The sequence below is a fragment of the Streptomyces sp. M41 genome, from assembly GCF_043673425.1.
GTDB lineage: Bacteria > Actinomycetota > Actinomycetes > Streptomycetales > Streptomycetaceae > Streptomyces.
Genome location: NZ_JBIMKE010000002.1, coordinates 284,941 through 296,355, shown reverse-complemented (window position 1 = coordinate 296,355; position 11,415 = coordinate 284,941). Strand labels below are relative to the sequence as shown.

8 protein-coding genes and 1 pseudogene are annotated in these 11,415 nt (G+C 71.7%); 6 read left to right on the top strand and 3 right to left on the bottom strand.

Annotated features, from left to right (window positions below):
• Window positions 1-62 precede the first annotated feature (62 nt).
• A pseudogene (locus ACHBTE_RS03605) lies at window positions 63-365 on the bottom strand (tellurite resistance TerB family protein); the annotation flags it as partial.
• A 271-nt stretch (window positions 366-636) separates the two neighbouring features.
• On the opposite strand from ACHBTE_RS03605, the gene ACHBTE_RS03600 reads away from it, so the two are divergent.
• The 3 genes from ACHBTE_RS03600 to ACHBTE_RS03590 all read left to right on the top strand — a co-directional run bounded on the left by ACHBTE_RS03600 (window position 637) and on the right by ACHBTE_RS03590 (window position 4,209).
• Window positions 637-1,974: a hemolysin family protein gene (locus ACHBTE_RS03600; RefSeq protein ID WP_394721831.1), complete on the top strand. Its 1,338-nt coding sequence runs from the start codon at window positions 637-639 to the stop codon at window positions 1,972-1,974.
• Complete coding sequence (locus ACHBTE_RS03595) at window positions 1,971-2,993, top strand: hemolysin family protein (RefSeq protein WP_394721830.1); 1,023 nt, start codon at window positions 1,971-1,973, stop codon at window positions 2,991-2,993. The genes ACHBTE_RS03600 and ACHBTE_RS03595 overlap by 4 nt, the downstream gene beginning before the upstream one ends.
• A 100-nt stretch (window positions 2,994-3,093) precedes the next feature.
• On the top strand, window positions 3,094-4,209 hold the full coding sequence (locus ACHBTE_RS03590; protein WP_394721828.1) for an acyltransferase family protein: 1,116 nt from the start codon (window positions 3,094-3,096) through the stop codon (window positions 4,207-4,209).
• 27 nt (window positions 4,210-4,236) lie between these two features.
• Here ACHBTE_RS03590 and ACHBTE_RS03585 read toward each other — a convergent pair whose 3' ends face one another.
• Complete coding sequence (locus ACHBTE_RS03585; protein ID WP_394721827.1) at window positions 4,237-4,785, bottom strand: DUF6174 domain-containing protein; 549 nt, start codon at window positions 4,783-4,785, stop codon at window positions 4,237-4,239.
• Window positions 4,786-4,910: 125 nt separating this feature from the next.
• Window positions 4,911-9,047, bottom strand: a complete 4,137-nt coding sequence (locus ACHBTE_RS03580; protein WP_394721826.1) for a molybdopterin-dependent oxidoreductase — start codon at window positions 9,045-9,047, stop codon at window positions 4,911-4,913.
• 242 nt (window positions 9,048-9,289) lie between these two features.
• On the opposite strand from ACHBTE_RS03580, the gene ACHBTE_RS03575 reads away from it, so the two are divergent.
• From ACHBTE_RS03575 to ACHBTE_RS03565, 3 genes are all read left to right on the top strand, one after another.
• A complete protein-coding gene (locus tag ACHBTE_RS03575) occupies window positions 9,290-9,679 on the top strand; it encodes a cell division protein SepF (protein WP_394721825.1) in 390 nt (129 codons plus the stop codon).
• 119 nt (window positions 9,680-9,798) lie between these two features.
• A complete protein-coding gene (locus tag ACHBTE_RS03570) occupies window positions 9,799-11,001 on the top strand; it encodes an AAA family ATPase (RefSeq protein ID WP_394721824.1) in 1,203 nt (400 codons plus the stop codon).
• Entirely contained in the window at window positions 10,998-11,324 is a 327-nt protein-coding gene (locus ACHBTE_RS03565; RefSeq protein WP_394721823.1) for a nucleotide pyrophosphohydrolase, read from the top strand. Before ACHBTE_RS03570 ends, ACHBTE_RS03565 begins: the two co-directional genes overlap by 4 nt.
• The last annotated feature ends 91 nt before the right edge of the window (window positions 11,325-11,415 follow it).

Below are 11,415 nucleotides of genomic sequence, written 5' to 3'. Positions count from 1 at the left end.
CCCTGCTCCCGTCCGTCCGCCCGCCGCTCCCCTCGCGTCCGCCCGTCCGTGCCCGCGGTCGTTCAGAGGCCGAACTCGTGCGGCGGCAGATCGAGCGCGAAGCACGCCTCGCGGACCACGGCCTGCTCGGCCTGGTCGAAATCGCCGTCGGCGCCGCCGATGACGATGCCGATCTGGACGACCGTTCGTGCCTCCGTGGGCTTCTTCCTCGCCTTGGCGATCTCCTGCATCACGCTCACCTTGCCGAAGTCGAAGTCGAAGTCGAAGTCGAAGTCGAAGTCGGTGGCGAGCTTGTTCAGGTTCTCCTCGAAGCGCCGGCGCAGATCGTCAGCGGCGAAGTTCTGCAGCACCTCGTTCGTGGCGACCTGGCATGAGAGCTCCATGACTTTCGATAGCTTCTACAGTGCTGTAGAAGCTGCCAGAGGGGGTATTTCAGAGGGATCGGGTGCTCTCTGAAAGATCTTGACCCGCTAGCTTTGCTCGTCCTTTACCATTGGGCGGAAGTGCCGACCGAGAACCGAGTCGACCGAGAACCGAACCGAGAAGGAGACACGAGCCCGCGATGGGTGAGCCTCCCAGTACCAGCCGTGCCATGCCCCGCACGTCCCACGCGCACGAGGGAACGGGGGTGGCACGGTGACCGAGGTCCTGCTGCTCCTGCTGGCCCTCCTCCTCATCCTGGCCTGCGCTCTGTTCGTCGCGGCCGAGTTCTCGCTGACCACCGTGGAGCGAGGTGAGCTGGAGCGCGCCGCCGAGGCCGGTGAGCGCGGTGCCGAGGGTGCGCTGAAGGCCGTACGCCGGCTGACCCTCCAGCTCTCCGGCGCCCAGCTCGGCATCACCGTCACCTCCCTGGTGATCGGCATGCTCGCCGAGCCGTCGCTCGCCGCGCTGCTGCGTGGCCCGCTGACTTCCGCCGGCCTGGGCGGGGCCGCCCCGTCGGTGGCGACCGTGCTGGGCGTGGTCGTCTCCACCGTCGTGCTGATGGTGATCGGTGAGCTGGTGCCGAAGAACTGGGCGATCTCCCGGCCGCTGGCGGTCGCGAAGGTCGTCGCCGGCCCGCAGCGCGGCTTCACGGCTGCCTTCGGCCCGTTCATCCGCCATCTGAACGACACCGCGAACCGGTTCGTACGCCGCTTCGGCCTGGAGCCCGCCGAGGAACTCGCAGCCGCCCGCAGCCCCGAGGAACTCGTCGCGCTGGCCCGGCACTCGGCGGCCCACGGCGCCCTGGAGCCGGACTCCGCCGAACTCTTCGTCCGCACCCTGCACCTGGGCGAGCTGACCGCCGAGAACGTGATGACGCCGCGCGTCGACGTCAAGGCCCTCGACGCGCAGGCGACGGCCGCCGACGCGGCCAACCTCAGCCACGCCACCGGGCTCTCCCGCTTCCCGGTCTACCGCCGCAGCCTCGACGAGGTCATCGGCTCCGTGCACATCCGTGACGTCCTCGCCCTGGAGCCGGAGAAACGGTTGGTCACACCGGTCACCGAACTGGCCACCGCGCCCCTGCTGGTCCCCGACAGCCTCACCGCCGACCGGCTCCTGGAGCGGCTGCGCACCACCCGCACCATGGCCGTCGTCATCGACGAGTACGGCGGGACGGCGGGCGTGGCCACCATGGAGGACATCGTCGAGGAGGTCGTCGGCGAGGTCCGCGACGAGCATGACCCCGTCGAGGTCCCCGACCTGCTGCCGGCCCCGTCGACCCGGGACGGACGCAGCGTGTGGGAGGCGGACGGCGGCGTACGTCTCGACGAACTCGCCGGCATAGGACTGACCGCCCCGGAAGGCCCCTACGAGACGGCCGCCGGACTCGTCGCCACCCGGCTGGGCCGCATCCCCGACAAGGGGGACGTACTCGACCTGGACGGCTGGCAGTTGGACGTCCTCGACGTCGAACACCACCGCGCCGACCGCATCCGTATCACCGCACCGGCCGCCGCCCGCCGGGTCCAGATCGCCGAGGACGCCCGATGACCGCCCTGCAACTCGCCATCGGCGCACTGACGCTGCTGACCAACGCCTTCTTCGTCGGCGCCGAGTTCGCCCTGATCTCCGTGCGCCGCAGCCAGATCGAGCCGCGCGCGAAGGACGGGAACAAGCGGGCCCGGATGACCCTGTGGGCCCTCGAACACCTCTCCGCGATGATGGCCACCGCCCAGCTCGGCATCACCGTCTCCTCGCTGGTGCTCGGCGCGGTCGCGGAACCGGCGATCGCGCATCTGCTGGAGCCGGCGTTCGAGACCGCGCACGTGCCGCACGCCCTCGTCCACCCGGTCGCCTTCGTGATCGCGCTCGCCGTGGCGACGTATCTGCACATGCTCATCGGCGAGATGGTGCCGAAGAACATCGCGCTGGCCGCCCCGGTCCCCACCGCCCTGCTGCTCGGCCCGCCCCTGGTGGCCCTCACCAGGGCCCTGCGGCCTTTCGTGTTCGGTATCAACGCCTTCGCCAACGCCCTGCTGAAGCTGCTGCGGGTCGAGCCGAAGGACGAGGTCGAGGCCGTCTTCACCGACGACCAGCTGGCCCGCATGGTCCTGGACTCCAGCGAGGCGGGGCTGCTGTCCCCGGCCGACGGCGAGCGCCTGCGCGACGCGCTGGAGCTGGGCACCCGTCCGGTGGGCGAGATCCTCGTGCCGGTGCAGCGCATGCGTACCGTCGACCACACCGTCACCCCGGCCCGGCTGGAACGCCTGGCCGCCGAGGCCGGCTTCTCCCGCTTCCCGGTCACCGGCCCCGAGGGCGCCCTCCTCGGCTATCTGCACATCAAGGACACCCTCGGCGTCGCCGACCGCGGCCGCCCCTTCCCGCCCGGCGCCCTGCACCCCGTCACGCGGGTCCGTATCGACACGCCCCTCGACGACACCCTCACCGCCCTGCGTGCCGAGGGCAGCCACCTGGCGGGCGTGCTGGGCGAGGGCGGCAAGGTGATCGGCTTCGTGACGATGGAGGACGTCCTGTCCGAACTGGTGGGCCCGGCACCGGCGACGGCCTGAGCGGGGGAGGGTGAGAGACTGCTGGTGCGTGGCTCATAAGGTGTGCGTTCGCATACGAAGTGCTTGAGTCGGCGTGGGCCGGTGTGCTTAGGGTGCTGCGATGTCCGCTGACGCCACACCCGCACCCCCCGTCACACGCGCACCGCAGCGACAGCAGCCTGAGCTGCTGCCGGCAGTGCCGGCGCCGAGACGGGTCGGCGAGCGGATCGTCCTCCTCGACAACGCCAAGTACCTGGCGATCGTGCTGGTGGCGGTCGGGCACGCCTGGGAGCCGCTGCGGGAGGGCAGCCGGGCCGTCACCGCCCTGTACATGCTCGTGTACGCCTTCCACATGCCGCTGTTCATCGTCCTGTGCGGCTACTTCTCGCGCGGCTGGGAGGCGAGCCCCGAGCGCGTGCGGCGCCTGGTGTGCCGTGTCGCCGTGCCGTACGTCGTGTTCGAGGTGGCCTACACCCTCTTCGTGCGGTGGACCGGGGACGACCCCGACCGGCCCGTCAGTCTGCTGGATCCGCTCTACCTGACCTGGTTCCTCGCCGCGCTGTTCGTGTGGCGGCTGACCAGCCCGGTGTGGCGGCTGCTGCGGTGGCCGTTGCCGTTCGCACTCGCCATCGCGATGCTCGCCACTCTCTCGCCCTCCATCGGCACCGACCTCGGCCTGCAACGCGTCCTGCAATTCCTGCCGTACTTCGTCCTCGGCCTGCTGCTGCGGCCGGAGCACCTCGGGCTCGTCCGCCACCGCACGGCACGAGTGCTGGCCCTGCCGGTCTGGCTGTGCGCCCTGACCGTGGCGTACTGGGCGGTTCCACGGATGAACTACGCCTGGTTCTTCCGCAGCGAGAGCGCCCAGGCCCTCGCCGCGCCCGCCTGGTACGGGCCCGTGATGACCCTGGCCGGCTTCGGCTGCTCCGTCGTCCTGGTCGCCTGCTTCCTGGTCTGTGTGCCCGGGCGCCGGACCTGGTTCACCGTGCTGGGCGCCGGCACGCTGTACGGCTTCCTGCTGCACGGGTTCGTCGCCCAGGCCGCCGAGTACCTCGGCTGGTACGACCCCGCCTGGATCCGTCGGCCCCTCGGCGAGATCACCGTCACACTGGTCGCGGCGGCGGTGATGACCACGCTGTGCACCCCCGCCGTACAGCGGTTCTTCCGCCCGGTGACGACGCCCCGGACGGCATTCGCCTTCCGCGGCCGGGAACGCGGATTCGGCCGGCATCGTTGAACGCCGTACCCGCTGCTTCACCTGCTGCTACTTCTTCCCCGGTGCGTAGTCGCCGATGAGGTAGAGGGTCTCGTCGTCGATGGCGTTCTCCTCCCGGTCCAGGGAGATCCGCACGGGGTGCCCGTCGGCCGCGTACTGCGCCTCGGCCCGGTCGGCGCCGTCCCGGCGTGCCTGGCGCAGCTCGGCGAGGAGCCCGCCGATGGTGGGCACCGCGTCGGGCACGCTCTCGGCCACGCGCCGGCCGGTGTCGTCGAGGCCCACCGCGTCGACCACGGCGCCGTCGCGGACCGAGATCCGGAACGTGCCGAGCAGGCTCCGCTCCCCACCGGTCGACAGCAGCGTGTAGGTGTACGAGCCGGGCTCCCGCCAGGCGGCCCGGTGCTGTGCCGCCGCGCCCCTGGTTCCGGGCTTTTCCGCGGAGCCGGAGGAGGCCGGCAGTCCCGTGCCACAGGCGCCGACCGCGCAGATCAGCCCTCCGACCAGCCCTCCGATCAGCGCGGCACGGACCCGGGCCCGGATTCCGGCACGGTCAGCGGGACGGGCGACGGTAGGTGCGGCGGTAGGTGCGACGGCCATGACGGCATCCCTTCGACGACGGCTGTCGCTACGACGCCGCACACCCGGCGAACGTTCGGCCGGACCGGCGGTCCACGGGCGTCGGTCCAGGGGTGTCGGTCCAGGGGTGCCGGGGCCCGGGCCGGTCAGTACACGTCCCGGACGTACCGCTTCGCCGCCGCCAGCTGCTTCACATACGCCGACGCCTCGGCCTCCTCCAGCCCCCCGTGCGCGACCGCGATGTCCCGCAGCGCCCGGTCCACGTCCTTGGCCATGCGCGAGGCGTCGCCGCAGACGTAGAAGTGGGCGCCCTCCTGGAGCCGGCGCCACAGCTCCGGGCCGTGCTCGCGCATCCGGTCCTGCACGTACACCTTGTTGCGCTGATCGCGCGAAAAGGCGGTGTCCAGGCGGTCGAGGACCCCTTCGGCGAGCAGGCCGGTCAGCTCCTCCTCGTAGTAGAAGTCGCTGGCCCGGTGCTGCTCTCCGAAGAACAGCCAGTTGGGGGCCCGGTGACCGAGCGCGCGCCGCTCCTCGAGGAAGCCCATGAAGGGCGCGACACCCGTGCCCGGACCCACCATCACCATCGGCGTCGAGGCGTCGGCGGGCGGTCTGAAGTGCGGGGAGCGCTGCACGAACACCGGCACCTCGGTGTCCGGCCCGGCATCGGCGAGGAAGGGGGAGCAGACCCCGCCGCGCGGCCGGCCGTGCAGGTTCTCGTACCGCACGACCGAGACCGTCAGCGAGACGCGGTCCGGGTCGACGAGCGGGCTGGACGATATGGAGTACAGCCGAGGCTGGAGTTTCCTGAGCACACCGGCCCACTCCTCGGCGCCCGCCCGTACGGGGTGTTCGGCGATGACGTCGACCGCCTGCCGTCCCCAGCTCCACTGCGCCAGGCCGTCCTTGTTGTCCGGCCGCAGCAGCCGGCGCAACTCCCGGTCGTCGCGGACGCGTTCGGCGACGAAGCGGAGCAGGTCCGGGGTGATCCTGGTGATGTCGAGATGCCGGTGCAGGGCCTCGGCGAAGGACACCTCACCGACGCCGTCCAGCGCCACGCCCCGCGACCCCTCGACGCCGGTCACCGCCAGCCACTCCGCCACCAGGGCCGGGGAGTTGACCGGCCGTACGCCGAGGGCGTCGCCGGCCTCGTAGGTCAGCGAGGTCCCGCTCGTGTCGAAGGTGAAGCGCCGCACCTCCTTGCCCGCGCCGGGCCGGCTGAGCAGCCGGTTGCCGACGAGGCGGGCGGTGGCGGGGGCGGGCTTCGCGGACCGGGGGGCGGCCTTCGGCGCCGGTGCCCCGAGTACCACCGCCGTAGCCGCCGTAGCCGGGGCCGCCAGGGCAGCCGGGGCCGTCGGCACCGCGTCGGCCGTTTCGGACCCGAGAGCGGTGAGCACCTGGTCCAGCCAGCCGTCCGCGGAGGGCTCGTAGTCCGGTTCGCAGTCCGTACGGGGGGCCAGGCGCACCGCGCCCAGCTCGTCCAGCCGTGCGTCGAGCCGGCGCCCGTGCCCGCAGAAGTCGTCGTACGACGAGTCGCCGAACGCGAGCACGGCGTACCGCACGCCGTCCAGGCGCGGCGCCCCCTCGTCGGCCAGCGTGTCCCAGAAGCCGGAGCCGTTGTCGGGCGCGTCGCCGTCGCCGAAGGTGCTGGTGATGAAGAGCAGGTCGGCCGTGCGGGCGAGCGTGGCGACGTCCGCCTGGTCCATGCCGACGAGAGTGGGCCGGTGCCCGGCCGCGCCCAGCCGCTCGGCCGTGGCGCTGGCGTACCCCTCGGCGTTGCCGGTCTGCGAGGCCCACAGCACCACGACCTCGCGGCCGGCCCGCGTCGCGACGGCCGGCTCGGTCGCCGACCGCGAGTACATGCCGGCCAGGACGCCGTTGACCCACATCGCGTGCTCGGGGCTGAAGGGCGCGTCCGGCGGCAGGACGGGGACGCCGGGCGCGCCGGTGCGGACACCGGCGAGGAAACCGGTCAGATAGCGGCGTTCCTGCGCGGACAGGACGGGCGGTGGCGCGGGCTCCAGTCCGAAGGCGTCGCCCGCGCCGGGCGTGACGGCCGTCGGCGTGAGCGTCGTCGCCGCCGGCGTGAGCGTCGTCGCGGCCGGCATCGCCTGTGCCTCAGCCGGAGCGTCCGACACCGGAGCCGCCACCTTCACCAGCGACACCGCGCACACCTTGAACTCGGGCTGGAAGGAGATCGGATCCACCGCGTCGCTGGTCACCGCGTTGACGCTCAGATACTCCCCGAACAGGTCGTTCCAGTGGAACGGCGCGAAACAGCACCCCGGCCGCACCCGGTCGGTCACCACGGCGGGCAGCACCGCCCGCCCGCGCCGCGAGGCGACCTCCACCCGGTCCCCGTCGGCGATCCCCAGCGCGTCCGCGTCCTGCGGATGCACCTCCACGAACGGCCCCGGATTCAGCTTGTTAAGCTTGGCCACCCGGCCGGTCTTGGTCAGCGTGTGCCACTGGTGCTGCACCCGCCCGGTGTTCAGGACGAACGGGTAGTCGTCGTCCGGCATCTCCGCGGCCGGCAGATGTGGCCGGGCGTGAAACACACCCCGCCCGCTCGGCGTCGGGAACCGCAGTCCGCCGTCCGCGTCGACGTACCGGATCGGATTGCGCGTGGGCCCGTCCACCTCCGCCGCCGGCCACTGCACGGGCGTCTCGCGCAGCCGCTCGTACGTCACCCCGCGCACGTCCCAGCCGGTCGCCGGGTTCCAGGCCCGCCGTATCTCCTCGAAGACATCCTCGGCACTGTCGTACGAGAACCCCTTCTCGTACCCCATCGCCCGCGCGACGGCCGCGATGATCCGCCAGTCGGCCATCGCCTCGCCCGGCGGATCGGCCGCCTGCCGGGTCAGCGTGAGATTGCGCTCGCTGTTGACGAAGACGCCCTCGCCCTCGGTCCACATCGCGCCGGGCAGCACGACATCGGCGTAGGCGTTGGTCTCGGTCTCGCCGAAGACGTCCTGGACGACGACGAACTCGGCGGCCTCCAGCCCCTCGATGACCGTACGGCGGTTCGCGACCGAGGCGACCGGGTTGGTGCAGATGATCCAGCAGGCCCTGATCTCGCCGTCGGCCATCTTCCGGAACATGTCGATCGTGCCCTTGCCGACCCCGTCGGAGCGCAGGGTGCCCGGCGGCAGCTCCCACAGCTCCTCGACGAAGGCCCGCTCGGCGTCCACGGCGACGGACCGCTGACCTGGCAGCCCCGGCCCCATGTACCCCATCTCGCGTCCACCCATGGCGTTGGGCTGTCCGGTGAGCGAGAAGGGCCCGGAGCCGGGGCGGCAGATGGCACCGGTGGCCAGATGCAGGTTGACCAGGGCATTGGTGTTCCAGGTGCCGTGCGTGGACTGATTGAGCCCCATCGTCCAGCAGCTCATCCACTCGCCGGCCTCGCCGATCAGCCGGGCGGCCGTGCGCAGGTCCTCCTCGGCGATCCCGGTGATCTCCGCTACGCCGGCCGGGCCGTAGTCGGCGAGGAACGCGGGCATCGCCTCCCAGCCCTCGGTGTGGGCGGCGACGAAGTCGGTGTCGATGTGGCCGTTCTCGACGAGCAGGTGCAGCAGGCCGTTGAGCAGGGCGAGATCGGTACCCGGCCTGACCTGGAGGAAAAGATCCGCTTTGGCGGCGGTGGCGGTGCGCCGCGGATCGACGACGATCAGCTTCGCGCCCGCCTTGACCCGCTCCATCATCCGCAGGAAGAGGATCGGATGGCAGTCCGCCATGTTCGAGCCGATCACCAGGAAGACATCGGCCCTTTCGAAGTCCTCGTACGATCCGGGCGGCCCGTCGGCGCCGAGCGACAGCTTGTAACCCATGCCGGCGCTCGCCATGCACAGCCGGGAGTTCGACTCGATCCGGTTCGTCCCCACGAACCCCTTGGCCAGCTTGTTCGCCAGGTACTGGGCCTCCATGCTCATCTGGCCCGAGACATAGAACGCGACCGCGTCCGGCCCGTGCTCGTCGATGACGGCGCGCAGCCGCCGCGCGGTCTCAGCGATCGCGTCGGCCATCGGGGAGGGCACCGGCTCCTCGCCCCGGTCGTCCCTGACCAGCGCGGTGGTCAGCCGCCCGGGCGCGGCCAGCATCTCGGCCGTGGTCGCGCCCTTGGTGCAGAGCCGGCCCGCGTTCGCCGGATGCTCCTTGTCACCGGACGCCTTCAGGACCGTACGCCGCCCGTCCGGCCCCATCCCGACGTCCAGCAGGATTCCGCAGCCCACCCCGCAGTACGTGCAGACCGTCCGGACCTGAGTCGTGGAGGTGGTCGAGGTCACGTGCTGCCCTTCTCCGGCCGTCGGGGTGGTGTCAAGAGCGTACGAATTGCCCGTTACGTCGATGTCACATCCCTTGATCATGAGGAGTTACGTCGGCCACACAGCCGCCGATGGCGCGATGTGAGGGGGTATGCGCGTTCGGGTAGCGGTCGCGGACCGTGTCGCTGTTGGGCCGAACGGGTGACTTGACGTAAGAATTGGCTGGTGCAGGTATTGAAGGCGAGTCAGGTCGGGGGGAGCCGGTGAACAGCCACGACGTCACCGATGAACAGTGGGAGGGGCTCGCCCAGGTCGTTCCTTTGCGCGGCCGCGATGCCTGGCCGTCCGCCGTGGACCATCGAGTCCACCCGGAGGCCGTGACGGAGCCGCGCCGGCGGTTCGTCGTGCTGCGGGTCAACGTGTTCGCGGACGCCCGCGATGTCGCGGAGACATTGATGGCCGGGATTCCGGTGCTGCTGGATCTGACCGGAGCGGAGACCGAGGTCGCCAAACGGGTCCTGGACTTCAGCACCGGCGTCGTCTTCGGACTGGGCAGCGGGATGCATCGCGTGGACCGGAACGTGTTCCTGCTGTCCCCGGCCGGGACCGAGGTCAGCGGGCTGGTGGAAGGGGCCGGAGTGTCCGAGGCGTGAGGTGCGGGCCGATGTGAGTGCCGGTCGGGGTGAGATGCCGGTCGGGGTGATAGCTCGATCGTAGGAAGAGTGCGAGGCCAAAACGGTTCGCCTGAGGGGGCGGGCCATACGGTCCGGACATGCCCGTGTCTTCTGTGTCTTCTGCGTCTGTGTCCGCTTCCCCCTCGTCTTCCGGTTCCGAGGTGCGTGCCGCGGGCGACGCGGTGGGTGTGGACCGGCCCCGCATCACCGAACTGCGGCTGTCCGCGTTCGCCGGGCATCGACGGGCCGTGTTCCCGCTCGGACCGTTCACGCTTCTCGCCGGGAGTAGCGGGAGCGGGAAGACCACGGCTCTGCGGGCCTACGAGGCGCTGGCCCGGCTCGGTGGCGGCGCCGCACTCGGTGAGGTGTTCCCCGATCCGGTCGCCTGCGTGCCCGAGCGTGCCCGGCCCGACGCCCAGCGCCGCCGGGGTTTTCGCATCGGCTGCACCGCCGACGGTCCCGAGGGCCCGGTCCGGCTGGATGTCGCCGTACAGGCCGAGCCCGAACTGCGGATCGTCGGAGAACGGTTGAGCGCGGGCGGCCCGGTGCTGCTGGAGACGGCACTGCGCGATCCGAGCCGGCCGTATGTGCAGGCCGCGTGGCACACGGCCGGTCAGTCGCCGGTGACGCGGGCCCCACTGCCCGACGACCGGCTCGGCACCGCCCTGTTACCCCTGCGGGTGGCGGGCAGGACGGACGGGCAGCGCAGGGTGCTGGCCGCCGCCGAGCAGATGGTGGTGGCGCTGCGCTCGGTGTTCGCCTGCGATCCCCGCCCCGAGCGGATGCGGGCGCCCGTCCCGGTCGGCTCCGGGCGACTGCTCGGCGCCTGCGACAACCTGGCCGAGGTGCTGTGGCGCACGCGGGCGGAGTGCGGCCGGCGGCATGCGCATTTCGTGTCCTCGGTTCGGGCCGGGTGCACCGGGGCGGTGACGGACGTCGTCGCGGAGGTGCAGGGCGACGGGCGGGTGCGGGCCGCGCTCGACCGGGGCGACGGCATCCGTACGGAGCTCGCTCGCCTGGGCGACGGTGAGCTGCGCCATCTCGCGCTCTCCCTGGTCCTGCTGACCGGGCCCGGGGTGCTGGAGGTGGACCCGGTCGGCGAGGTGCCGGCGGCCCTGCAGGCGCTCACCGTGCTCGCCGACGGGTTCGACCGGGGGCTGGATCCGGCACAACGGGCGGAGCTGCTGCGGCTGGCGGCGTGGATGGGCGGGCGCGGACACATCCGGCTGGTCGGCGCGGTGAGTGACGCGTCGGGGGCGGCGGGAGCGGGCGGGGTGACAGTGGTACACCTGGAGCCGTGACCGAACCCCTGGATGTGGCCGAGCTCCAGCGCAGGCTGGCCGAGTTCGCCGCCGCGCGCAACTGGCAGCCGTATCACACGCCGAAGAACCTCGTCGCGGCGCTCAGCGTGGAGGCATCCGAACTCGTCGAGATCTTCCAGTGGTTGACGCCGGAGGAGTCGGCGCGGGTCATGGACGACGCCCGGGCCGCGGAGCGCGTCACGGACGAGGTCGCGGATGTGCTGGCGTATCTGTTGCAGCTGTGCGAGGTGCTCGGGATCGATCCGCTCGCCGCGCTGGCCGCGAAGATCGACCGCAACGAGCGGAGGTTCCCGGCGCCGTAGGGGTTCGCGCCGTACGGAGGAGTCGATGCGGTACGGAGGTGTCGGCGCCGTACGGAGGTGTCGGCCGCCTTGCCGAGGGCTCCGCTCGCTA